This is a genomic window from Pseudomonas sp. LAIL14HWK12:I10 (assembly GCF_900184205.1).
Taxonomy (GTDB): Bacteria; Pseudomonadota; Gammaproteobacteria; order Pseudomonadales; family Pseudomonadaceae; genus Aquipseudomonas; species Aquipseudomonas kermanshahensis.
On record NZ_FXWU01000006.1, the window covers coordinates 300,798 to 325,750 of the forward strand.

General features: G+C 63.5%; 18 protein-coding genes. 6 read left to right on the top strand and 12 right to left on the bottom strand.

Annotated elements, in window-relative coordinates; translation table 11 throughout:
* Positions 1-88: 88 nt before the first annotated feature.
* Positions 89-4,117, bottom strand: coding sequence for a leucine-rich repeat domain-containing protein (locus tag QOS90_RS15955; RefSeq protein ID WP_159455779.1), 4,029 nt, complete (start codon positions 4,115-4,117; stop codon positions 89-91).
* A gap of 63 nt (positions 4,118-4,180) precedes the next feature.
* On the bottom strand, positions 4,181-9,628 hold the full coding sequence (locus QOS90_RS15960; protein ID WP_159455778.1) for a dermonecrotic toxin domain-containing protein: 5,448 nt from the start codon (positions 9,626-9,628) through the stop codon (positions 4,181-4,183).
* Between the two features lie 273 nt (positions 9,629-9,901).
* Here QOS90_RS15960 and dkgB point away from each other — a divergent pair, with 273 nt between their 5' ends.
* The 3 genes from dkgB (at position 9,902) to QOS90_RS15975 (ending at position 12,839) form a co-directional block, all read left to right on the top strand.
* Positions 9,902-10,705, top strand: a complete 804-nt coding sequence (gene dkgB, locus QOS90_RS15965; RefSeq protein ID WP_085273244.1) for a 2,5-didehydrogluconate reductase DkgB — start codon at positions 9,902-9,904, stop codon at positions 10,703-10,705.
* A gap of 147 nt (positions 10,706-10,852) precedes the next feature.
* Positions 10,853-12,034 (top strand): MFS transporter, encoded by a 1,182-nt coding sequence (locus tag QOS90_RS15970; RefSeq protein WP_085273243.1) that lies wholly within the window; start codon positions 10,853-10,855, stop codon positions 12,032-12,034.
* A 340-nt stretch (positions 12,035-12,374) separates the two neighbouring features.
* On the top strand, positions 12,375-12,839 hold the full coding sequence (locus QOS90_RS15975) for a nuclear transport factor 2 family protein (RefSeq protein ID WP_027593888.1): 465 nt from the start codon (positions 12,375-12,377) through the stop codon (positions 12,837-12,839).
* A 14-nt stretch (positions 12,840-12,853) separates the two neighbouring features.
* On the opposite strand, the gene QOS90_RS15980 is transcribed toward QOS90_RS15975, so the two are convergent.
* Together QOS90_RS15980 and QOS90_RS15985 are read right to left on the bottom strand one after the other, a co-directional pair.
* Positions 12,854-14,209, bottom strand: a complete 1,356-nt coding sequence (locus QOS90_RS15980; protein WP_027593889.1) for an ATP-binding protein — start codon at positions 14,207-14,209, stop codon at positions 12,854-12,856.
* Complete coding sequence (locus QOS90_RS15985) at positions 14,206-14,919, bottom strand: response regulator (protein ID WP_027593890.1); 714 nt, start codon at positions 14,917-14,919, stop codon at positions 14,206-14,208. Before QOS90_RS15985 ends, QOS90_RS15980 begins: the two co-directional genes overlap by 4 nt.
* 168 nt (positions 14,920-15,087) lie before the next feature.
* On the opposite strand from QOS90_RS15985, the gene QOS90_RS15990 reads away from it, so the two are divergent.
* The gene (locus tag QOS90_RS15990; RefSeq protein WP_027593891.1) at positions 15,088-15,864 is read left to right on the top strand and encodes an MlaA family lipoprotein; all 777 of its coding nucleotides are present in this window, start codon (positions 15,088-15,090) and stop codon (positions 15,862-15,864) included.
* Positions 15,861-16,103 (top strand): hypothetical protein, encoded by a 243-nt coding sequence (locus QOS90_RS15995; protein ID WP_027593892.1) that lies wholly within the window; start codon positions 15,861-15,863, stop codon positions 16,101-16,103. Before QOS90_RS15990 ends, QOS90_RS15995 begins: the two co-directional genes overlap by 4 nt.
* Before the next feature lie 133 nt (positions 16,104-16,236).
* On the opposite strand, the gene QOS90_RS16000 is transcribed toward QOS90_RS15995, so the two are convergent.
* The gene (locus QOS90_RS16000) at positions 16,237-17,202 is read right to left on the bottom strand and encodes an ABC transporter substrate-binding protein (protein WP_050580744.1); all 966 of its coding nucleotides are present in this window, start codon (positions 17,200-17,202) and stop codon (positions 16,237-16,239) included.
* Between the two features lie 209 nt (positions 17,203-17,411).
* Between QOS90_RS16000 and QOS90_RS16005 the strand changes: the two genes are divergently transcribed.
* The gene (locus tag QOS90_RS16005) at positions 17,412-18,560 is read left to right on the top strand and encodes a M14 family metallopeptidase (protein ID WP_085273242.1); all 1,149 of its coding nucleotides are present in this window, start codon (positions 17,412-17,414) and stop codon (positions 18,558-18,560) included.
* Between the two features lie 53 nt (positions 18,561-18,613).
* On the opposite strand, the gene QOS90_RS16010 is transcribed toward QOS90_RS16005, so the two are convergent.
* The 7 genes from QOS90_RS16010 to QOS90_RS16040 all read right to left on the bottom strand — a co-directional run bounded on the left by QOS90_RS16010 (position 18,614) and on the right by QOS90_RS16040 (position 24,953).
* Positions 18,614-19,582, bottom strand: a complete 969-nt coding sequence (locus QOS90_RS16010) for a Csu type fimbrial protein (protein WP_085273241.1) — start codon at positions 19,580-19,582, stop codon at positions 18,614-18,616.
* The gene (locus QOS90_RS16015) at positions 19,579-21,822 is read right to left on the bottom strand and encodes a fimbria/pilus outer membrane usher protein (RefSeq protein ID WP_371918142.1); all 2,244 of its coding nucleotides are present in this window, start codon (positions 21,820-21,822) and stop codon (positions 19,579-19,581) included. The genes QOS90_RS16010 and QOS90_RS16015 overlap by 4 nt, the downstream gene beginning before the upstream one ends.
* Before the next feature lie 162 nt (positions 21,823-21,984).
* Positions 21,985-22,761: a fimbrial biogenesis chaperone gene (locus QOS90_RS16020; protein WP_027593897.1), complete on the bottom strand. Its 777-nt coding sequence runs from the start codon at positions 22,759-22,761 to the stop codon at positions 21,985-21,987.
* Positions 22,762-22,800: 39 nt separating this feature from the next.
* Positions 22,801-23,304 (bottom strand): Csu type fimbrial protein, encoded by a 504-nt coding sequence (locus QOS90_RS16025; RefSeq protein WP_085273239.1) that lies wholly within the window; start codon positions 23,302-23,304, stop codon positions 22,801-22,803.
* A gap of 3 nt (positions 23,305-23,307) precedes the next feature.
* Positions 23,308-23,841: a Csu type fimbrial protein gene (locus QOS90_RS16030; protein WP_085273238.1), complete on the bottom strand. Its 534-nt coding sequence runs from the start codon at positions 23,839-23,841 to the stop codon at positions 23,308-23,310.
* Between the two features lie 18 nt (positions 23,842-23,859).
* Positions 23,860-24,396, bottom strand: a complete 537-nt coding sequence (locus QOS90_RS16035) for a Csu type fimbrial protein (protein WP_027593900.1) — start codon at positions 24,394-24,396, stop codon at positions 23,860-23,862.
* Positions 24,397-24,425: 29 nt separating this feature from the next.
* A complete protein-coding gene (locus QOS90_RS16040; RefSeq protein ID WP_027593901.1) occupies positions 24,426-24,953 on the bottom strand; it encodes a Csu type fimbrial protein in 528 nt (175 codons plus the stop codon).

Here is a 24,953-nt window from a genome sequence, read left to right on the forward strand (position 1 = left end):
GCAGGCTCCTAGGGCCGGAGCTGCGATTGCACCAGTGCAGGGCGAGGCGTTTGCGGTAACTATGCAAAGCACCCCGCCCGCAGCGGTATCAGCCGCGTTGGCTCAGCGTGTCAAACTGCGCCCACACTGCCCGCCAACGCGCCAGGTCCTGCTCATCAAGGGGGTTGTTGTTCAGGTTGAGCCGGTTGGGGTATTGCCGAATCCACGCCAATGCTCGCTCGCTCAGCTCGACGATCAGGTTGTCGGCGAGGTCCACGTACACCTGTGTATGACGCTCCAGAAACGCCAAGGGGAACTCACTCAGACCGGTCGCGCGCAGCGACAGATGGCGCAAGTGGTCGAGGTTGCGCAGCGGCGGGATCATGCCTATCGGATTGCCCTTCAAACTGAACGTTCGCAGCTCACTGAACGCCTCCAGGCGTTGGCCGCCTGCCACGTCGATGACAATCTGGTTGTCCGCCAGGTACAGCTCGGTCAACTGCCGCAGCCGCTCCAAACCCTCGGGTATCACCTCAAGCTGGTTGCCGCGTAAATTGAGGATTCTCAAGCTGGGCATAGTGCCAATCACCGCCGGTACGCTGCGCAACCTGTTCTCGGCCAGGTGCAGCTGCAACAGCCTGGTCAGCGCGCGCAGTGTGTCCGGTAGCTCGCCAAGGCGATTACCTGAAAGATTCAATTGGGTCAGGCCGACCATGCGCTCGATACCCGCTGGCAGCGACGTGAACTGGTTGTTGCTCAGGTTCAGGTACTGCAGCCGGATCAACCGGTGAATCTGCTCGGGTAGCGCTGACAACAGGTTGTCACTGAGGTCCAGTTGGGTCAGCAGTGTCAGGCCCTGCACACCGTCAAGCACAGCCAGCTGGTTGCCCCGTAAGTCCAGGCGCGTGAGCCGGGTCAGGGTTGCCAACCCGGGCACCTCCGTGAGCGCGTTGTCGTTCGCGATCAGTTGGGTCAATGACGACAGGTGCTGCACCCCCTCAAGGGTGGTCAACCGGTTATGCTGCACATCCAGGCTGACCAAGCGACGCAGGTTGCCTAGCCCAGGCAGCGCCATCAGCCTGTTGCCGCTCAACTGCAAGCTTCGTAACTGAGGGAAGCGGCCGAGGAAATCCCCCTCCAGCGCGCTCATCCCGACATTGCTCAAGCTCAGGCGATGCAAATGCCCAAAGTGAAGATCTGCCGGCAGTACGGGCAGGTTGCCCACAGGCTCGTTGCGTACAATCAACTCATCGACCCCGCCAGGGCCATAGAAATCGGGCTCCCAGGCCTCGCGAATCATTTGCCCGACGCGCTGACGTCGATGGTAATTGACGGCCGTAGCCTGCCCCCGCCAAGCGCGCAAGCTCACGTCGAGCCGTTCGACCTGCCTGGCCAGCTCGCTGAAGGCTGTCCAGACCGTGCGCCCTGGCCTTTGCGCCAGTTGCAGCGCGAGCCACATCACATCCTGCGCCGGGCGATGCGGAAACAACTGGTGCAACCCTGCCCGAATGGACTGGCGTGCCTGCATATCAGCAGTGGTCAGGACCTGACCGCGCGGTAAGCGCAGGGCATCGCCACCGCTCAATGGGTAGCCCAACCGACCATCGCCGAAACGCACGGGCGGACGAACTACCCCCTCTTTTGGCGCCATGCCAAGCAATGTTGCCGCGCGCTCACGTTGCTCACCGGCCCGCACCGCCAAGGCATGCCCAAGTTGCTCGCCGGTCTGGCCACCCTCACCTAGTACCTGTTTTTGCGCCTCATCGAGGTGCCACCACAGCGCCTGGAACAGAGTGCCATTTTCGCTGGCAGCAGGCGACGCTTGGTAACCCTGGCCGCGCCTGATGACGTAACGCACGTCAGCGGCCCCTTCTGCCCCGACGTGGGCGAGCAGGTCCCCGCTCAGGCTTTCATTGCGCAGTTCGACCCGCACGCTTTGTGCCCATGGCGCCGCATCAGCCAGCAGGCCGAATGCCAACCGTTCGGTGTCGGCATTCACCGCCGCCGCTTGATAGAAGCCTGCGCAGGCACGGTCCAGGCGGCTGTCACGCAACAGCCAGCGCGCTTCGCTGGCCAAGGCAAGCGGCACGCGCTGGGTGCCGATCATGCGTTCGACCTCTTCAGGGCCGGCGCGCTGGGTGATCTGCCGCGCAGCGCGCGGGGTAAGGCCCGGGAAGTCGCGCTTCAACAGCTGCTCTGCCGCCTCCAGGGGGCGTTGCAGCCCACTCAGGTGCAGCTCGAACGCATCGCCGTGCAATTCAGGGTACTGCGCATGCAACTGATAGCGCTGCAAGGCGTCGTGCAGCCGCGCCGGTGCTGGTGCATGCTCAAGGTGCAGGCGCCGCAGGCGCGCCTCATCAAAGCCGGTCGTGTGCATGACACGCTCGGCCGTCAGGGGGTCGAGCGCCGCCCATGCGCTGTTCAAGCGCTGCATCAACTGCGTCGCCCCTTGCCAGTGCTGCGGGGTTTCCAACTGATGGCACCAACCGCCCTCGCCGTTGCTGTCGATCAAGGGCGAGTAGGCGCTCGGTCTGCTGGGGTGCTGAATACGCAAGCCCGCGCCTTGCGCATCCTCGGCTACCTGGTAGGTCGCCAAATGGGTGCGCAGCCGTGTCTGCCCGGCCACACGGGTACGCTCGCCAACGGCCAACCCCACCTGCGGCACCGCGTAGCCGGGTAGTTCAGCATCGATCAGGCGAACCTCGTCGTGTGCCTTCAACACCGGCACCAGCGCATCAACGTACGCCGAACGCTCGATCAATCGTCCCGCCACGAGCCCAATCGATGCCACAGCAACGCCGGCAATCACGTTTTCGGCAACGCCCCACAGGTGGTTCAACGCGCCCTCACGGTCACCTAGCTTCCAATCTGCATAACCTTCATAGACTTCGTCAGCGATCTGCAAGGCAGCGATGCCCAACAGCGGCAGGCCAAGAACAGGGACAAACAGGCTGGCCAACCCCAAGAGATCGAACCCTGCGCTGGCATAGTCGCCCATGCGTCGTTCGCGCTCAGCCTGGTCCGCCTCGGCAGTTGGCGTGGCCAGTACACGCGCATCGTCCAGCAGCGTATCGAGGCGGACTTTTCGCAGATGCGGGAACAACGGCCGATCAATCGCTTGGCTACGACCGTCTAGCTGAACCGGCAGCGCACCCGCTCTGGCCTGTAGCAAACGACGCAGTGTGCGGCTGAAGGCACAGCGGTCACGCTCGCCGATGAACCGCTGGATGAAGGCTGGGTAACCCTTCGCCTGGCATCGTCGACCCAGGCCGTGCCACAACTCATCCCACGTCGCAAAACGCTGCAGCGGACCGTGGGGGTCATCGGGAACCCATAGCACCACACCCTCCAGAGGCGCACTCGTCAGCCCCCCTCGCCGCGCCTCGAAAGCCAAGACGCCGCGCAGTTGCTTGCCCAGCACACGCAGATCAAATGGCAACAGGCGCGTAGTGTCGGAGTCCACCACGGCCACCGTTGAAAGCACAGGGAGGAACTGCAGGTACACGCGCTCATCAATTTCGCCCTTGAGCACAGCCAGACGTACATCAGCCTCCAGGTTGGCACGCGCGCTGTCTTCAAGCAGGGCCTCCACGCGCTTGCTCTTCTCCCCCGGCCCCAACAGAATTGATTCAAGATGGTGCTGGTAGCGCCCTCCCACGTCCACACTTCGGCAAAGCGCTACATAGGCCTGCGGGCTCAGTGACTGCGGCTCACCTTGCGCATCGACGATGACGTGGGTTTGAAAAGCACCAGAGGGCGGTGTCTCATGCTCGCTGAAATTGTGCAGCGCGGCCGTCAGCAAACTCACCTCAGCGATCTCGCTCACCGAATTGCCCAGCCCCCCAGGGCCCACCGATGCAATCGGAAGGGTGGTGGTGGTGCGCAGCTTCACCTGGCGCACATCCAGCGCCGGCAACTGGCGATCACTCAGTGCCTGGTCTAGCAATGTCTTGGCAAAAGCGTCCAGTGGCGTGACACGGGAAAACAGCTCAGCCAAGCGGTGCTGGCTACGTTGCTGGCGCTGCAGACTAACCCGCAGTTTGCCCAAGTGATCCTCGGATGCACTGGCAAGCCAGGCCGGCAAGCGGCTGGCGATCAGGGTATCCACTGCGTAGGGTTGAGGCTGTGGTGAGGGCATTGGCGGCTTCTCTGGTTGGTCAAAACCCGAGATAAACAGCATTCCCCCCCACCACTGCGGTACTTAATGCTCCTGTGCAGGATGACGCATGCACGCCTCAACGGTGAGCTCACGAATCAACGTATGGAAAACAGCGTTTCGCTCAGCCGCCAACACTGCCATACGCTGCATGTATTCATTTGGATCGATCGCCAGGGCATCCAACGCATCCACGCGCGTATTGAAACCCAGTAGCCGAGCATCAAACCGTTCAGTAAAGCGCTGATTGAGATAATCCTGCCAGTACCTGCTGCCTGCAAGCGATTCGATGAGTGCTTCAGGCCTGCCTTCCTGCAAAAGGGACAACTGTTCGCGAGCCAACTGCACATAGGCACGCTCAAGTTCATCACCCTGCAGGCCTTCAGTACGCAGCGCGCGAACCCGGGCGAACTCAAGCCGATCGAGCTGGGCCAGATAGCTCTCGGCCATGCCCTCTCGTTGCGCTTCATCGAAAATGGCCCCTCGAACGCGTGCGTTCAATTCACAGGCGTCGATCAGGCTCCACACTCGCGCCTGTAGGGCTTCAACATCCTGTTGAAAATCTGCGGTTCGACTCAAACCGTCCAGGAACGCCAACCAATCTTCGACACCTGGCTCTGCCGTGAGCCGTGCCCATTGCGCTTGCCGTTGCTGCTGTAGTGGCGAGGGCAGGCCTTGCAGCCACCGATCACGCGAGGCGTCGACGCCATGATGCTGAGCCTGCGGGTTCGCCATCCTCACCACTACCCGCTCCGGCGCACGGGCAGCCTGAGCTTGCGGCTGTGGCTCCGGCTGAGGCGGTTGCGCAGGCTCCAACACTGGCTGGACAGCCGCCAACCGACGCGCGCTGCCTTCAGACAGTGGATTGAGCTGGAGGTTGACGCCCTGAGGGTTCGCTCGGATCAAGCGGACCGCTTCCTCACTCAGCTCACTGATACGATTGCCATCGAGCCTGAGCGTCACGTTGGGGTGTTCACGCATAAGCGCCAAAGGGAACTCGCCCAGTTGGCAATTGGCGACCGCCACGCTCTCCAGTGAAGTGCTTTGCGGTAGCGTCGGTAGGCTACCGAGCGGGTTAGTGCTCAGGTCCAACATCCTCAGCGCTGACAATGCGTTCAGTCGAGCGGCGCCCCCGACATCCACGACAATCTGGTTGTTCGCCAGGCCCAACCGTTGAAGCCGGCCAAATCCACGCAAGGCGTCGGGTACCTGGGTGAGGCGATTGTCATTCAGAAACAGCATCGTCAGGTCAGTCAATCGCTCCAAGCCTTCAGGCAGCGACGCCAACTGGTTGTTGGACAATGACAGATCATCCAGCCTGCGCAGGTCACAGACCCATGCCGGCACTTCGCTGAGGTGGCAGTTGTTGATCCGCAACTGAATCAGATTAGTGAAGCGGCTGAAGTAGTCGGGCGCGACGCTGGAAAAATCGATGTTTATCAGCCGCAGCCAGCGCAGCCGCCCCCAACTGATCGTGTCAGGAAATGGCGGCAATGCACCAATCTGCGCACCGTCAATGCGCAGGGCAAAATGTCGCTCGTGGGGGGGCGATACGCTTCCCGGCACCTCCGGCAGCCAGCTGGCAAGCAGACGCCGTGCAAAGGCCAGCCGGTTAGGGTCGTCGCCGCACCATTGCTCCAGGCTTTCTCGCAACGTACTGGCCTGCTCAAGCACATTGAGATGTGCAGCCAGCACCTCATGCTGTGGCAGACGCGCACTGGCATTGGTCACCTGGTTGCCAATCCTTATCAAGATGGCGCGAAGTGCCTGCACGCGCTGAGGATCATCTGCAATTATCTGATCACCCTCTTGAGGTGCAAACGGATCCACCGGTTCCAAGCGATCATTGGCGTCCAGTCGCTGAACAGACGCCTGGGACAAGGGGTTGTAATCGAGGCAAATACGCGCCCTGTCGCGAGCGATCAATCGCAAAGACTCATCATCCAGCTCAACGATCCTGTTGCCCTCGAGCGCTAGGCTCATACTCGGATGCTGGCCAAGCAGCTCGGTTGGAAACGCCTGCAGTTGAGTGTTGCGCAGCGTAACCCGTCTCAACTCGATGCTTCTGACCAAAGAAGGCATGCTCGCCAGCGGGTTACCGTCGAGTATCAACACCTCCAGCTGTTGCATGCTTTCGAGCCGAGCGGCGTTTTGTGCATCGATGACGATACCGTTGCTTTCCAGATTCAAGGTCCGCAGTTCGCCCAATTGCCCAAGCACCTGCGGGATCACCGTCAAACGATTGTGGCCCAGGTCCAGGCTCGACAAACGCGCCATGCGCGAAAGTTGAGCCGGCAGTGCCGCCAAGCGGTTGCCTCGCACGCTCACGTGGGTGAGGTGTTCAAGGTTTAACAGCCACTGAGGCAGTGCCTCCAAGGCCGTATTAATCAATCTCAAACTACGCAGGCCGGCAAACTGTTGCGCAGTGAAGGGCGGCAGCTCTGTTGCGCTGGCGTTGCGCACCGTCAAGCCGCTCAGTCGGCCCCAGCCAACGGTGTGCGGGAACGGTGGCACCCCGCCGGTCAGCGCGCCGTCAAGATCAAGTTGGAAGGTTGGCGTTTCACCTGGCAACTGTGGATGCCAAGCCTGCAGAATCTCGTGCGCCATGATCGCTCGCGACGCACTCCAATGCAGCCGCACACCACGGTCCGCACCTGCAGCGCGTTGCGCCGCATCCCCCGCTTGGCTCCAGGTATCCAGGCTGGTGCGCAATGTACTGACCTGCCGCGCCAAGTCAGCATAATGGTTCCAGACATCCCGCCTTGGCGTGCGGGCAATGGCATCCGCGTACTGGCGCAGGGTTTGCTCTTCGCGGTCGGGGAACAGGCGCCGTAGGCCTTCGAGAAGAGGGCGAACCTGCGCCTCGTCGATCACCAACGAAGGTTGTTCTTCTGGCAGACGCATACCCGGCCTGCCACTTAACGGATAGCCTAAACGCCCGCCGCTCAAGCGTGCGAGTGGCCTCAAGCCCAATGACGCGGGTGTCAGCCCAATCAATTGTTCCGCCTGTTCATGGCGCGCGTTTGCGCGCTGTCTCAAGCCATCCCCCAACTGCGTGGCGGACTGCCCTGCCTCCCCCAGCACACCGCGCTGCGCTGCATCCAGCTGCTTTAGCAACGCTTCGAAGAGGCTCTCACCCTGTACAACGTTAGTCAGCTGTGTGCCAGTGCCGCTGTAAGCCAGGTATTGGTCGTTATCTCGGACAACGATACGCACCTGATCGGCGTTGTTCGCCCCTGCCCAGGCGATCAATTCACCCTCTCGAGTCGCTTGGCGTATCTCCACCCTTTCGCCTTCAGGCCAAGGCGCCCAGCCTTCGAGCAGCCCTAGGGCCAGCCGCTCGGTATCGGCATTGATCGCCGGTGCTTGCCACAAGCCCGCGCAGGCGCGGTCCACGCGCGCATCGCGCAGGTACCAGCGGGCAGTGCCAGCCAGCGCCATGGGCACTTTCCGCTGAGTGATCATGCGCTGCACCAGGCTTGGCTCGGCATTGGCGACGATCTCCTGCGCACCACGCACACTCAGCCCGGGGAAAGCCCCCCGAAGAATACTTGCCTCAGGGGAGGCCAAAGGCTGCTCCGCCTGTAACCGTTGCTCGAATGCTGCACCCTGCAGCCCGGGCTCACGTTGATGCAGCTGATAGCGTTGCAGGGCATCGAGCAGTTGTGCGGGGGCTGGCGCATTCTGCGCATGCAGACGGCGTAAGCGGGCTTGGTCAAAACCGGTGATGTGCAACACATCGTTTGCCGTGGCATCGGATACCTCACTCAACGCGCTACCCAAACGCCTGAACATCTGCGCTGCATCCTGCCACTGCTGCGGAACTTCAAGCGCGTGGCGCCAGCCGCCGGCACCATTGTGCTCCAGCAACGGCGCGTAGGCTTGCAGGCGCGTTGGGTGCAAAATGCACAGCTGTCGTGTCAACGGATCCTCAGCGAACCTGTAGGTGCCAGTGTGGGTGCGAAGTCGCTCCTGCCCTGCCTCGCCGCCTCGCTCACCCACCGCCAACGTGTCGTCCAGCACTTCGTAACCCGGCAGTTCGGGGTGTACCAGGCTTACCTGCCCCTCAGTCAACCGCACGGGCACCAACCGGCGCACCAGGCCGGCGCTTTTGAGCACACGCCCAGCAATTACGCCGACGCCGACACCTACCCCAACCAGAGCGATGTTCTCGGCAACGCCCAACAGGTGCTCGAGCGCTCCCTGCCGGTCGCCCAGTTGCCAATCGGCATAGCCCTCGTAGACCCCCGAGACCACCTCGACCGCCGCAATGGCCAGTAGGGGCAAGCCCAACCAAGGCACGAACAGGCTCGCTACCCCAAGCACGGACAAGCCTACATCCAGGTAGAAGTGCAGGCGCGCGTTGCGCTCATTACTGTCCTGATCTGCCGTGGGTACCGCCAAGACCCTGGCATCATCAAGCAACGTGTCGAGCTGCACCTTACGCATGTGCTCGAACAGCGGCAGCTCGATAGCTTCATAACGGCCGTCGAGTTCGGCAGGCAGGTGGGCAGCCCGCGCTGCTTTTGCTTTGCTCAGCGCCTGGGTGAATGCCATTCGGTCGCGCTGGCCGATGAAGCGCTGGAAAAACGCCTCATAACCGGGCAGCCGGAACAGCTCGCCTAAGCTACTGAACAACGTGTCCCAGTTGCCATACCAGGTGAGGGCCCCCTGCTCGTCACCTGGGATCCAGCAAAGTACGCCTTCCAGAGGTGCAGTTGCCTGCCCGCCTTGCCGCACTTCAAAGGCCATAGCCCCACGAATTTGCTTGCCGAGCAGCCGCAGGGCTTTGGGGATCAACACCGCTGAATCACTGCCCTCGGTGGGCACAGATGACATGAGCGGTAGAAACAGCTGATAACTTCGCTCATTGATCTCACCCTTCAAGGCCGACAGCCGCACTGCCGCCTCCAATGCTGCCCGGTGGCCCTCTTCGATTATCCGGTTGACACGGTGCCCCTCCTCTAACGGGGCTTGATAGCGGGCCTTGAGGTAGTCCTGATACTGCTTGCCCACATCGAGTGTGCGACAAAGCTCAGCGAATGCCACGGGCGCAAACGCAAGGGGGCTGGCGTTTTCATCGAGCAATGTCGCGCCGTCCTGAGAGGCCGCCTCACCCGCACTGAAGTTGTGCAGTGCGGCCTCAAGCAACGAATGCTTGAAAAACCGCACTTGCGGCTTGCCCAGCAGTTTTGCCAAGGGTGCAGGGAGCACAACTTTCAACTGAATCTGCGCCTTGCTCACGTCCAGCTGCAACTGCTGATCGTGCAGAGCCTGCTGTAACAGGGGGGCGGCAAAGTCATCGAGCCCAGTAGTCCCTTGGTAAAGACCCTGTAGCTGCTGCTGAACGTCCATTTGCTGGCTCAGGCAAAGGTTCAGTGCCCTCAGACGCTCCGGTGTGGCATTGGCCAGCCAGTTGGGAAGGCGGCTGGCGATCAACTCGTCCAGCAGGTCGTCGCTATGGGTTGCCATCGGCATGATCGAGCGCTCCACTTGAATTGGGGCTTGATCACATCAGCTGCGCTGCAGGCGGCGGTGGTAGATGAATACCTGCTTGCCATTGAAAAGCGATTGCGCAGAGCGCGCATCGCGACGCCATTACCTCTCGGTGCGTTTATCCACAAGCGCCAATTCTTGCTCCAGACGCAAAGTACTTTGGAGTGACGACGGCTTTATCACCTTCTGGAGAAGCCGCACACTGCTCCCTCACCTGAACAACCAAAGCCAGCACCGTTCGGTTCACGTAGCCTCATCAGGAGCAAGATCATGAACATTCCCTCTTTCGGCCTGGGCACCTTCCGCCTCACCGGCCAAGCGGTCATCGATTCGGTCAAGTCGGCCCTGGCGCTGGGCTACCGCGTCATCGACACCGCACAGATCTACAAGAACGAAGCCGAGGTGGGCCAAGCCATCGCCGAAAGCGGCGTGCCGCGCAGCGAGCTGTTCATCACCACCAAGATCTGGGTCGACAACTACGCCGCCGACAAGCTGGTCCCCAGCCTGCGCGAGAGCCTGGCCAAATTGCGTACCGACCATGTCGACCTGTTGCTGATCCACTGGCCGGCACCGGGCAATGGCGTCGAGCTGCCCGAGTACATGGCAGCCCTGGCTGAGGCCAAGGCGCAGGGCCTGACCCGCCAGATCGGTGTGTCCAACTTCAACATCGACCTGACCAAGCAAGCCATCGCGGTGGTTGGCGAGGGCGAAATCGCCACCAACCAGATCGAGCTCAGCCCTTACCTGCAAAATGCCAAGCTGGCCGCGTTCCTGCAGGATCAGGGCATCACCGTCACCTCCTACATGACCCTGGCCTATGGCAAGGTCCTGAAAGACCCGGTGCTGGCCGAGATCGCCGCCAAGCACAAAGCCACCGTCGCGCAAGTGGCCCTGGCCTGGGCCCTGCAATTGGGCTATGCGGTGATTCCGTCGTCGACCAAACGCGAGAACCTAGCCAGCAACCTGCTCGCCCGGGACCTGCGCCTGGACGCCGACGACATGGCGCGCATCGCCACGCTCGAACGCAACGGGCGTGAAGTCAGCCCAGATAGCCTGGCGCCTGCCTGGGACTGATCAACCCGCCGCTGCAGCTTGCACTGTAGGAGCAGCCTTGTGCTGCGAAGAGGCCGGTGAACACAGCATGAATCTTCGCTGTGTTTACGGGCCTCTTCGCAGCACAAGGCTGCTCCTACCCCCCCTTCATCCCATCCGGAGCGCTCGATGAGCACGCTTTCTCCCAAACGGGTCCTGTTCGCCCTGGCCATCGGCGCCTTCGGCATCGGCACCACCGAATTCACTCCCATGGGCCTGTTGCCCGTGATCGCCCAAGGCGTCGATGCAAGCATCCCCAGCGCGGGCATGCTGATCACCACCTACGCCATCGGCGTGATGGTCGGCGCACCGATCATGACCTTACTGTTCAGCCGCTTCGGCAAGCGCGCCGCGCTGATGTCGCTGATGGCCATCTTCACCCTGGGCAACCTGTTGTCGGCACTTTCGCCGGACTATTACACGCTGCTGGCCTCCCGCCTGGTCACCAGCCTCAACCACGGGGCCTTCTTCGGCCTGGGCGCAGTGGTTGCTGCCAGCGTGGTGCCCAAGGACAAACAAGCCAGCGCCGTGGCGACCATGTTCATGGGCCTGACCATCGCCAATATCGGCGGTGTGCCTGCCGCCACCTGGGTCGGCCAGCAGGTCGGCTGGCGCATGGCGTTTGCCGGCACAGCGGTGCTCGGCCTGCTGGCCATGGCCGCGCTGTGGTACGCCCTGCCCAAGGGTGAGCGCGGCAGCGTGCCCCATGTGCGCAAGGAACTGGCCGTGATTGCCCGCCCCAGCGTGCTGCTGGCCATGGCCACCACCGTGCTGGGTGCCGGCGCCATGTTCACCCTGTACACCTACGTGGCGCCGGTACTGGCCGAACTGACCGGTGCCTCGGACAGCTTCGTCACCCTCGGGCTGGTCCTGATCGGCGTGGGCTTCACCTTGGGCAACAGCCTCGGCGGACGACTGGCCGATTGGTCACTGGATGGCGCGGCACGGATCTTCCTGGGTGCGTTGGCGGTGATCATGCTGCTGATGCCACTGGTGCTGGGCAGCCACCTGGGCGCCGCCCTCGCGCTGCTGGTGTGGGGTGTGTTCACCTTCGCCGTGGTGCCGCCACTGCAGATGCGCGTCATGACCGCCGCCGCCGAGGCCCCAGGGCTGGCCTCTTCGATCAACGTCGGCGCGTTCAACCTTGGCAATGCCGTGGGCGCTGCGCTCGGGGGTGGGGTGATCAGCCTGAACCTGGGCTACGCGGCGGTACCGATGGCTGGTGGGCTGCTGGCGGCTGCGGGGCTGCTTTTGGTATGGCTCGGCGGGCGCGCGAAGGCGACGGGCACAGCGTTGGACGGCGCAGCCTGAACGCCTGAGAACCTCCCCTAGAGAGGATGTTTCATTGATTTAGCAGGGCCCCGTGGGAGCCGGCTTGCCGGCGAACACCGGCAAAGCCGGTGCCATAAACCGCGTCGCCTGCATCGCCGGCAAGCCGGCTCCCACAGGTGCGGCGGTCCGACTTGCCCGCGAAGAGGCCGGAACAAGCACCACAAGACAGCTGCTCCCACAGAGTCAGGGACTCACTTGCGACCTCCGCATCCCAACATTATTCCGCCGCCCGCAATTATGAAGTGCCGGGCACGCCGATTCCCTGTACCGCCCTCGATGACTACGCTCCTAGCTATAAACCACCTGAGGAGTGCCCACGATGCCCCGCCCACCGCTGCCCCCTTTCACCCGCGAAACCGCCATCGAAAAGGTCCGTCTTGCCGAAGACGGGTGGAACAGCCGCGACGCCGCCAAGGTGGCGTTGGCCTACACGCCCGATACCGTGTGGCGTAACCGTGTCGAGTTCCCTCGTGGTCGGGCCGAGGTGGAGGCCTTTCTGACACGCAAGTGGAACCATGAACTGGAGTATCGCCTGATCAAGGAGCTGTGGGCCTTCACCGGCAACCGCATTGCCGTGCGCTACGCCTACGAGTACCACGATGACAGCGGCCAGTGGTTCCGTGCCTACGGCAATGAGAACTGGGAATTTGCCGAGGATGGCCTGATGCAGAACCGCCATTCGAGTATCAACGAGCAACCTATCGCCGAGGCGGATCGCAAGTTCCATTGGCCCCTGGGGCGGCGCCCGGACGATCACCCCGGGCTAAGTGACCTGGGGCTCTGATCGCCACCGGTGGGTCAGCCGACAGGCAGCGTGACCCTGACCTCGAGCCCACCGCCCTGGCGGTTGCTCAGGGTTACGCTACCGCCCTGTTCGAGGACGATGGCGCGCGCCGCCGGCAAGCCCAGGCCGACCCCGCCGGTGTCCTTGTTGCGTGAGCCTTCGATGCGGTAGAAGGGCTCGAAAACGCATGCTTGCAAGTGCTCTGGGATGCCCGGGCCTCGGTCAAGAACGCGGATGATGATCTGCTCGTCAGTGATCGCCAACTGCACCGTCGGCTCAGTGCCGTACTTCACCGCATTTTCGATCAGGTTGACCATCACCCGCTTGATACCAATGGGGCGGCCCACATAGACCCACCGGCGCGGCCCGCTGAGGTCGATGTCCACCCCAGCATCCTTGAAGTCGTCGACCACGGTCGACAACAATTCGCCCAGGTCGAACGCCGTGGCCGGCTCCAGCCGTGCATCATCGCGGAAAAACTGCAACGCGGCGTCGACCATCGCCTGCATCTCGTCCACGTCCTTGAACAACTTGGCCTGCAATTCGCCCTCTTCGATGAACTCGGCGCGCAGGCGCATGCGTGTCAACGGGGCGCGCAGGTCATGGGAAATCGCCGCGAGCATCTGCGTGCGGTCGTCGAGAAAATGCTTGAGCTGGGCCTGGGTGGCGTTGAAAGCCAGAATGGCCTGGCGCAGGTCGTAAGGGCCGACCACTGGGATCGGTGGGGCGTTGAAGTCCTTGCCAAAGCGCCGCGCGCCTTCGGCGAAGCGCTCCAGAGGGCGGGCCAGGTAGCGCGTGGCAAATAGCGCGAGCGCCAGGCTGGAGACGATCATCAGCGCCACAATGATCAGGTTGCGCGGCAGTTCATCCAGCCCCCAGCTGCGGTCGGTGGCGCGATAGAGCAGCCATGACTTGTCTGACAGTTCGATCAGAAGCGCATAGCCACGCGGTTGCGCCTGCGCGGGCAAGTCGGACGGCCCGTAGACTTCGATCTGCGCGTCCGGGCGCGCCAGGAGTGCGCGCAATGTCGGCGCCCCTTGGTGGAATTCGTTATCTACCAGGGCTGGCAAACCGGCCTCGTCACGCTGCAGTAGCCATTGCACGCTATACGACACATCACCTGCGGCGCTGGCCAAGGTCGGCCGCTGCGCCACAGGTGCGGCGTCGACCATGCGGGCGACGGTAGCAACCTTCTCGATCAAGCCGCTTTCCAACAACGGCGGCTGCGCCCACACGCTGAGCAGCACACCGAACAGCCACTTGAGCAGCAGCAGGCTGAGCATGGCCGCCAGAGTAGTGAGCGCGATCCAGCGGGCAATGGTGACGCGTGGCCGTGGCAGGGCCCTGCGCGCCCAGGCCAACAGCCTCATCGCTTGGTCACACTGGCGGTGAACAGGTAGCCGACGTTGCGCAAGGTGCGGATCAACGGTTCGCTGTCGCCGTCGCTTTCAAGCTTGCGCCGCAGCCGGCTCACCTGCACGTCGATGCTGCGGTCATAGGCCTCGTGCGCTTCGCCACGCGCCAGGTCCAGCAGTTGCTGGCGGCTGAGCACGCGCCTGGGGTGCTCGGCGAAGACCAGCAGCAGCTCGAATTCGCCGTTGGACAAGGGGATCATGACCCCCTCCGGCGAGCGCAACTCACGTCGCAGCACGTCCAGCTGCCAGCCAGAGAATTCGAGTACGGCACGCGACGAGGCAGGCAATGGGCTGCCCGGACTCTCGCCTGCCCGGCGCAGTACCGCCCGCACCCGGGCCAGCAACTCGCGAGCGGCGAACGGCTTGGTCAGGTAGTCGTCCGCGCCCAGCTCCAAGCCCACCACACGGTCGCTCAGTTCGCCCATGGCGGTGAGCATGATCACCGCTACCTTGTACTCGGCCTGCAAGCGCTGGCACAGCACCAGGCCACTGTCGCCCGGTAGCATGACATCCAAAATGACCAAGTCCGGCACGCGCCGTTCGAGTGCCTGCCAAAGGCCTTGGCCATCACTGGCTACATCGACCTCGTAGCCGTGCTGGCGGAGAAACTTCTGCAGCAGGTCGAGTACTTCGACATCATCGTCGACAATCAGCAAATGGCTCACACCGGGGCACCGCGAACAGAGGGAGTAAAGGCTTACTTTACGGCCATCCCAGGGCTGCCGTCATATATTTCAACCCGGAAACAAAGTGTCAGCCGGGCAATAATCCAGACATTCCCAGGCAATCAACCGGCCACACCATCGGCGCCAGTTCTTGTCTGGAATGTGCCCATGCCCACCGCTACCCCCACTGCCTGGTTTTCAGCCCGCCATGCGCTACTGGCCTTGTCATTGCTCGCTGCCGGCGGCTGCAGCCAGCGGCCACCTGCCAGTGCCTGTGGCCCTGTGGCCTATCAGCTCAGCGACCCCGCCGAGCCCGCCAACCGCGCCGTGTTCGCCTTCAACCGCAGTGTCGACGATTACCTGCTGGCACCGGTCGCCCGTGGCTATAGCGCATTGCCTGATTTCACCCGGCAGGGCGTGCACAACTTCGCCGCCAACTTCGGCGAACCCAAGGTCTTGGTCAACGACCTGTTGCAAGGCAACGGCGAACGGGCGATGACCAGCCTCACGCGCTTCATGTTCAACACGACCCTGGGCGTCGCCGGCTTGATCGATGTGTCCGGGAAGATGGGGCTACCCCGACACACGTCGGACTTTGGCCAAACCTTCGGCGTGTGGAACATCGCCGATGGCCCGATCGTCGAGCTACCGCTGCTGGGCACCCACAACCTGCGCGATGCGACCGGCAGCTTGCTGAGCTTGGCGCTCGACCCGTTCGGCGATAACAGCGACACGGTCGACACCTTGGGCAATGTGGCCATGGTAGGCAGTGTGGTGGATGGCCGCGCCGAAGCGCTGCCGGTTACCGACACGTTGCGCATCCTGCCTGATTACTACCTGGCAGTGCGTGACTACACTGCCCAACAGCGTGCCGAGCGGGTGGCCGAAGGCAAGGCTGGCGCGCCTGGCAAACGGCCGGGGAGCTGCGGGGGTACCCACCGATGAATGATCCCCAACCGGTGGTGTTGTTCAGGCGCCTGCAGCGCGACACTCGCCAGCAGGTGCTGCACGAGCTCGAGGCGCGGGTCTCCGAGGATGGCCAGCATTTGATTCTGAGCCGTTATCGCGAGCGCACGGGCGACGGCGCTGCTGCACAGCAGCGTCACGAAGTGCACCGCCGCGTGCCCATCGCAACGCTGCTGAAGTGGATGGCCCGGCAAAGCCTGGAGCGCGAGCCATCCTGATCAGGACATTCAAAGCGTCATATTGCTGACTGCGGCAAGCAGCAAAGGCGCCATCTGTTCGTCGGTCATCGCCTTCGACTAAGGAGAAACCCTGTAACTGCCGTGGCCTCTCGCAGGCAAGCCCGCCACAGGGTTAGCGTTGAGCCGCCAGTGCATCGGTTGCGGGCACGCTGAAGCCGCTGGCGAAGGTCGGTGCCACATCCAGCCGTTGGCTCATCAGGCCGTGGGCTTTATAGAAGTCGGCGGTTTCCTGTTGTTCGGCAATGGTGGTGGCGTCGATGGCCTGCCAGCGCAATTGGCGGCGCTCGAACTGCAGGCGCGCGGCCTCTTCAGGGAAGCCGATGATCGCCGCGAGGGTTTTCGAATAACTGTCCAGGTGCTGATACGCCCAGACCTGGGCGCCGGCCAGGCGTGCCAGGTAGTCCTGCAGTGCGGCCCGGCGTGGCGCATCCTCCAGCGCGCTGTCGGTGGCTGCGAGGAAGCTGTTGCCGCTGGACAGGCCACGGCCATTGACCAGCACCCTGCCCTGCCCGCTCAACTCGGACAGCGCGGTGTAGGGCTCCCAGGTCGACCAGGCGTCCACCGCGCCATTGGCCAAGGCAATCTTGGCATCGACCGGGCCGAGAAAGCGAAACTCGACGTCCTTTTCCGACAGGCCAGCCTGGTCCAGCGCCTTGAGCGCCAGGTGATGGCCAATCGACCCGCGGCCCGTGGCGATGCGCTTGCCCTTGAGGTCGGCGGCGCTGTTGAAGGGCGCGTCGGGGTTCACCAACAATGCCGTGCCGTAAGGGTCGGACTTGTCGACGGCGATCGCCTTGACCGGCGCCCCTGAGGCGAGCACGAACAGCAACGGTGCATCGCCGATGATGCCGGCATCGATCGCCCCAGCATTCAGCGCCTCGGCCAAGGGCGCAGCGGCGGGGAACTCGGCCCATTGAATGTCGTAGGGCAAGTCGCGCAAGGCACCGGCGGCCTCCAGCTGCGCACGCATGTTGCCTTTCTGGTCACCAATGCGCAGGGTCAGGCGTTCGGTTGCGAAGGCTTGGGTCGCCAGCAATGCGCTGGCGGCAATCATCAAAAGGTGGGATCGGATGGACATCCGCGGCTCCTTGCAGGTAGGGAACCTGGACTCTAACGGCAGCCAATTAATAAATGAAAGTGATTTTAGCGATAACCTAATATGCAAAACAAAGCACAAACCAGTGACTGTCGAGCCCTCGACACCTGAAGCAACAGGCCACCTGCATCACTCAAGCGCGCAACCGGTGTACAGTAACCCCACAACAAAGCCCGTCAAGGAGCCCGGCGATGACCGTGACGCTGTCCCCCCTGCAGATCGACTGCGATTTCGATTCCGGCAACATCCAGGTACTGGATGCCAGCAACCCTGCCAAGGTCCACCTGGCCATCCGGCCGGACACCCACAGCGGCCACTTCCAGTGGTTCCACTTCAAGGTCAGCGGGTTGACGCCGGGCCAGGTCCATCGCTTCAGCCTGGATAACGCCTCCGAATCCTCCTACAAGAATGCCTGGGCCGGGTACAACGCCGTGGCCTCCTACGACCAGCAGACCTGGTTTCGCGTACCCAGCCAGTTCGATGGCAAGGCATTGTCATTCGAAGTGACTGCCGAGCAGGAACAGATCTGGTTCGCCTACTTCGAGCCCTACCCGCGCGCGCGCCACAACCAACTGATCGAGCGCGCCAAGCAGATCCCCGGTGTCGAACTGCTGGCCAGCGGCCGCAGTGTGCAAGGGCGCGATATCCCCTTGCTGCGTGCGGGCGACGGCGCAGCCGGCAAGCGCAAGCTGTGGTTGATTGCACAGCAACACCCCGGCGAGCACATGGCCGAGTGGTTCATGGAGGGCGTGATCGACCGCCTGCAAGCCAACGATGGCCAGGTGCAGCAACTGCTGGCAAAAGCCGACCTGTACCTGATCCCCAACATGAACCCGGACGGCGCCTTCCTCGGGCATCTGCGCACCAACTTCAAGGGCAAGGACCTCAACCGTGCTTGGCAGGACGCCAACGTCGAGTTCAGCCCTGAGGTGTTCTTTGCCCAGGCGCAGATGAAGCAGTACGGGGTGGATGCGTTCATCGATGTGCACGGGGATGAAGAAATCCCCCATGTGTTCACTGCGGCGTGCGAGGGCAACCCCGGTTACACACCACGCCTGGCTAAGCTGGAGGAGCAGTTCCGGAGCACGCTGTGCAGCGTGACCCCGGACTTCCAGACCGTGCATGGCTATACACGTGATGAGCCTGGGCAAGCCAATACCACGCTGGCGTGCAATGCGGTGGGCATGGCCCATGACTGCCTGTCACTGACGCTGGAAATGCCCTTCAAGGACCATGACGATGCACCCAATGCCGTAACCGGGTGGTCAGGGGCGCGGTCGAAGGCACTGGCAGGGGCAGTGTTGGAGACATTGCTGAAGATGGCTGACGATCTGCGTTGACCTTCAAGGCGCCTTCGCGGGCTTGCCCGCGAAGAGGCAGGTTCAGTAGAACGCTAAAACTGCACGTCCAGCGTCACACTGTCGGTGTAGCTCGCCGCCGGCGGTGTGGCCTGGTCGGTGTACACCTTGGCGTTGTAGTTGAACACCTGGCTGCCTGTCCCCGTACCCACCCCTGGGTTGATATCGGCATCACTGCTCGAACGCCGGGCACCGGTGACCGAGCCCCAGCGCACTGTACTGCCGCTCTTGAAGATATCGTAGGCCAGGTAGTTGTTGGCCGCCGACTTCATCCTGCGCCGCCCACCCAACACGTTCTGCCCGTCATCCAGCCCCACCGTGTAGCTGGTGCCCTTGGTACATGACAGGCTCACGCCTTGGTTCACCGTGGCAAACCCCGACACCACCGGCGCACTGCCGAAACTGATGGTGGGTGTGGTGATCTGGCAGTCGTTGCTCACCGTCAGGCTGACCGTGAGAAACTGGGTGCCGGAACTGTTATCTCGGCCGATGCACAAACCGCCAATGCCAATCCCATCGCAGTAGTTCCAGGCCCAGTTGACGCTCAGCGTCTCCTGGTAAAGCCCCGCCGCGACGTTACTGTTGAGCTGCGTGCGCATGTAGATCGGCACCGCCTTGGGTGTACCGTTGAGCAACCCGAGCAGGTCAAGAATGCCGTTGCGGGCAAAATCGAAGGCCACACCACGGGTGATCGGGTAGTTGGTGCTGCTGTCGGCATACAGCGTGTAGGGGATGACGTCACCGGTGGGGCCGACCAAACCACCGGTGGCCGGCAGAATGGTCGCTTTGAAGGTATCGCCACTGCCGAGCACGCTGAGCACCGAGCCGTTGCACTGCAACCCCGAATTGCTGCTGAAGGCGGTCTGTACCGTGCTGCGTACCAGGGTCGAACTGACGGTGCCAAACGCTGCGGGCGAGGTTGGCACCGACGCGCACTTGGCCCACGCCGCACCTGCCGGCAGCAGCAACGCGCACGCCCACAACCCTCGCTGCCAGGCCTTCATCGGCACACCAATGGGCCGATCAAGGGGACCGAGCCTGCGCCTTCAGGCAGGTCGAATTCGACTTGGCACTGCCCTCCGCCCTCCAGCGCCACCTGCAGGCGGTTGTGCGGCGAGAGGTTTTCCAGGTAGACCAACCCATCCCAGCCAACCACCGCCTGGCTGCCGCTTTCCTCGTGGGTCACTCGGCTGCCGAGCTTGATCACCTGCTGGTTAGCGTCCACCAACTCGATACTCGCCGCCAGCACGCGCCTGAGTGGGAACTCCAGCAAGTAGCCGCTGCCACGACGCACCGCCACACGCTGCTCCACTTCGGGTGCCAGGATGTCGGGCGGCAGGTCCATCGGGTCGATCTCATACTTGCCCCGGTAGTAACCGCTGCTGTACGGCACCAGCAAATGGCCGCTGCTGTCGGTGCGGCCGATCTGCTGGTTCTCGTAGCGCACCGGCACATCGGCGTAGCCGTTGGTACTGACCACCACGAAGGCGTCGTCGATGCGGTTGGCGGCGAACACCCCGGCGTCCATCCAGACCAACGAGCCGCTGGCGTCTGCCCATCGGGTCATCTCGCCACTGCTGCCGTATACACCGGCCTGCAACTGCACCGACTGCAGGCGCCAGGTGACATCGGCCTGGCGATAGGCATCGCGGTTGCCACCGGTGGCATACCCCAGGTTGTACCCGACGCCGCCGCCCACCGGCACCGCCCGGCTGTAGTTGACCCGCTGCAGGTCCTCGCCTTCCTTGCTGCGTTCTGCGCTTAACGCCAGGGTACCGTTAAGGTCGAACGGCATGACCAATTGCGCCTGCACGGCCCACTGGCTGTCACCGATTTCGCGGTTGGCCGACAGGTAGATGCTACTGTTGCCCCACAGCGGCTTGCTCCAGCTCAGGTTGATCAGGCGCGTGCGCGAAGCGTCTGCGGCGCGTACGTCGAAATAGCCAGCGCCGAGGCTGCCGTATTCATTGAGGTTGAGGCTGACGGTGACCTGCTCGCTACGTTGGCTCAACTGCATGTCCGGGCTGTCGACCCGCGACAGGTCGGCGTAGTCGCCATGGCGCTGCAGGCGCTGGTAGCTGAAGCCGATGCGCTGGCTGTTGTACTGGTAACCAAGGGCGACCTGATGGCCCTTTTCGCCGTCGAACTGGCTCTGTGCCAAGGCCGCATTCAGCACCCCGAAGTTGCCCAGGCGCATGTTGCCACCCAAGCCGCCCAGCACCAGTGACTCGGCGGTTTCGAGGTGGCTCTCCAGGGTAAAGCTGTCGCTGAGGCCATAGCGCAAGCTCCCCGAGGCGACCCCTGGGCCGTAACTGAAATCGCGCACGGCATAATCGCGGCGCAGGCTACCGGCAGCTACCGAGAAGTCCGACAGGCCCTTTTGCAGCAGGCTGCTGGTGACATAGAACGGCAGTGTTGTCGACACCTGCCGGCCGAGGGCGTCGGTAGTTACCACCACCGCCTCACCTGCACCGTTGATGAACGGCACGTTGGTCAGGGTGTACGGGCCGGGCTGCAGCTCGGTGGTGCTGGACTTGTAGCCGTTGATGAACAGGTCCAGCGAAGTCGGTACCGCCGCCTCTCCGGCGAATGCGGGCAGCGGGTAGGTCACCAAGTCCGGACGAGCCGCGAAATCGCGCGACAGTTGCAGGCCGCCGACCCGCACCGCGCTGGTCCAGGGCAAGGCACCGGTGACGAAATCACCGGCTTCGTAGCTGAGCAGCCGTTGTTCATCAGTGAAGCGCCAGGTGCTGTCGTAACGCAGGAAGCCCTGGCGCGACTGGTCGGCCTGGGCGCCATTGAACGACTGGCGCCACTGGCCGGTACTGGAGAACGTCCCCCAGCTGTCGAACAGGCGCAGTTCGTTCCAGGCTGCCAGGTAGGTGCCACCCTCATCGGTGTCATTCAGGTACAGGTCGTAGTTGAACAAGGCGCCGAAACTGCTGCGCGCATCGCTGGCCGGGTACAGGTTGCGATCGCCCACCTGTTGGTCCGGCAACCAGGCCGGCGGCACCTGCAGTAGCAGGCGCTGGTTCTGGCTGTCGTAGTCGGCGTGCAGGCCTGGCACGGCATCCAGTGCCACCTCGCCCTGGGGGTCGCCCGGCAGGCTGATGCCGGCCGCGCGCAGCACATCACTGCCCAGGAACAGCTGCCCGGCCCGTTGCTGCACGGGCACCAGTTCAGCCCTGGGCATCTGGTTCACCAGCAGGTCGAGGTACAGCGTGGCGTCGGCGATGGCGGACATCTCCGTGGGTGGTGGCGGCAGGTCGTCGGCCAGCGCCAGGCAGGGGCCGAACAGGGCCAGCCCCAGGCACCAGCGGCGCGGCGTCGCCGACAGCCATTTCACACACGGTTTCCGACCATTGCCGGGTCCTCCCTGGCCCCTGCCCTTCATTCAGCCGCAGGCTCATTGACCTTGACGGATGGCATCCGCCACGTTCTGGCCATTGACCCGCCCTTTCAGCACACTGCCGGCGCTCGGCGCCATCGGCGCCGGCCAACGCATGCTGGCACCGGGCAATACATAGCCCAGCAGGCCTTCGGCCAGCGGTTTGCTCTGGCTGCCTTGCTGCACCACCACATCGGTCAGGCGCGCATGCACCGGGCCGGTGTTGCGCAGCTCGACGTAGGGTTTGCCCTGCACGGTCACTGCGTGCCAGCTCAGTTGCGGCTTGCCCACCCCTTCGGCATTACGTTTGCCTTCAGGGTCGGCCTTGCCCCACAACCCTTCGCCGTAGACGAACAGCGGCACCGAATAACGCATCTGCAGGCGGATCGCGGCCGTAGCGCCCTGACTGGCGTTGTCTGCCGGGACTGCTGGGGGGATTTCGTCGATGATGATGCGATAGGCCTGCTCTTGGCCGGCGGGCGAACTGCCGGTGCGGGTCAGGCGGATCAACTGTTTTTGCCCCGGGGCGATATTGGCCACGGGCGGGCTGCCAATGATGTCGCGCTGCGCCTGAAACTGCTCCTGGTAATCACCCTGGCGCCAGGCGAACACCCGCACCTGCAGGTTCGCCGGCGCAGTGCCGCGGTTTTCCAGCCACAGTGCGCCGGCCTTCTGGTCAGCCTCCAGCACCGGGTCAATCGGCCAGATCAGCACCGAGGTGGCTGCCCCCGCCGGCAGGCTTGCCAGCAGCGATAACCCGATCAAACCACGCGCCCACTTCGCGCCTGCCCACATGCCACTCTCCTTAGACTGCTGTCATGGGTGCTGGCCGTTTCACCAGGTCACCGTCACTTGCACTACATCGGTGTAGGTCCCTGCCGGCAGCGTGCCGGTCAACTGGGTTCTGCCGTACACCGGCAATTTGATTGACGTGGGGTCGGTGTAACTGACCGCCACGCTCTGGCCAATGCCGAAGGCTTGGCTGTACGCCGCGTCGCGGTACAACTGGTAGGCCAACACTTGCGTGCCGCCCGTGCGTTTGAGGTTGCGTGTGCCACTGGCGTTGTTCTGGCCGCCGTCCAGGCTCATGTTCAGGGTTACCCCGGGTGTGCACTGAAACGTCACGCTGGCGCCCCCCAGCGAGGTGCTCAGGGTGCCGCTGGCCAGCGCCGACTGGATGCCGAAGTCGAGCGTGCCGTAGTTGCTCACGCCACCGACCACCAGGCAACCGGCGACAATCTGCGCGTTCACCTGGAACGTGCTGGTGGGCACCGCCCCCAGGGGCGTGGCCAGCAGCACACCGATACCCGTGATGCCACTTGCCAGCCAACCGCGCATGGCTCAGAAGGTCAGCTCGACGGCCACCGTGTCGGTGTACACCCCCGCCGGCAGGCCCGCCTTGCCGCGCGCCTGGCCATACAGGTTGACGGTCTGGGCCACGCCGGTACTGGTCGGCAAGGTGATGGTGGCGTCAATGGCCAGTATCTGGGTGCGCCCGGTATCGGTGTAGAAGTCGTAGGGCACGAAGTTGCCGGCACCATCGGCGAGCGCACGCGTGCCGCCGCTGGACTGGCCATCGTGGCTACCGGCGCGCACGCGGATCGCCGGGATGCTGCCCGCCGAACACAGGATACTCAAGGCGCTACCCGTGCCGCCAAGCACCTGGGCGTTGGCAGTACCGAACAGGGCATCCTGGGTGCCGAAGTTGAGGGTACCGAAGTTCAACCCTGAGCTCGCGGAACTGCCATTGACCTGGCAGGCCGCGATCAGTGTCAGCGTCGAGGTGATGTTACCGGTCACCGTGGCGGCCTGGGCCTGGGAAGCCAAGGCCAAACCGAGGCCGGCGAGGATGCAGTGGGTGAGGTTCGTGCGCATCGGAGTCTCCTTGCGTGGTTACCAGTCCAGGGTCACTCTCAGGGTGTCGCGGTACAGCCCGGCAGGCAGGGCGCGCGGTTGCGCCACTACCACGCCGTAGATCGGAATCGGTATCTGCTGGGTGCTGCTGATGGTGAAGGCGCGGGCCTGGCCGATGCCGTAGCGGCTGTTGCCACCCGGGTCCACCGCCAGTTGATAAGGGATCAGTTCACGGCCGTTGCTCAGGCGCCGTACGCCGTCATTGCCATTCAGGCCGCCGTTGATCCGCACGTTGAAGGCCCTGACCTCGGGCGTGCAACTGATCTGCAAGCGGCCCTCGCCGGCCACTTCGTCGACCCGGCTGCGCAGTGGCTGGTCCCAGTTCGGGCCACGTTCACCGAAGTCCATCAGGCCTGGGTTGCCCAGGGTTGCAGGCTGGTCGGTGCCGCTGCTGATCTGGCAGGCCGCACTGATCACCAGCCGCGCCTGGATGAACCCGGTGGTGGTGCCATGGGCCGCGCCACCGGGCAACAGCAGCGGGCCGAGGGTAAGCAGCAGGATCGAGGTGCGGTTCATGGCGTCGCGTCCTTGTGCAGGGGGCATCCTTACCAGGTGACCGTGATCTTGAGCAGGTCGCCATACAGGCCTGCCTGTGGTACCCAGGCCAGTTTGTCGATGCGGGCATAGAGCGGGAGTTCGATCGAACCGCTGCTCGGCACCCGCGCCGAGTGCGCGACATCGACCGCCAACGGCTCGCGCCAGGCGGGGTCGCGATACAAGCGATAAGGAATAGGCCGGGCCTTGCCGTCGTCGTTGGCCAGAAAGCGCAGCTCACCTGCGCCACCGTGCTGGCCGCCATCGACCCGCACCTGATAGGGCGTGTCGGGGTTGCATTCCAAGCGTGGCGGCCGCTGGCTGTGCAGTACACCGCTCAAGGGCGCGCCTGGGCCATCGAGCCGCGCGGCACTGCCCAGGTCGATCAGGCCCAACGCTTGTGCCCCGGCATCTCGCGTCTGGTTGACCAGCATGCAGCCCCGCTGCACCAGGACCCGCACTTCAACGAGAAAGTCCGTCGCTACGGCACTGCCGCTCAACAACAGGCCAAACAACGCGGCCAAAAAGCGTTCCGTCAC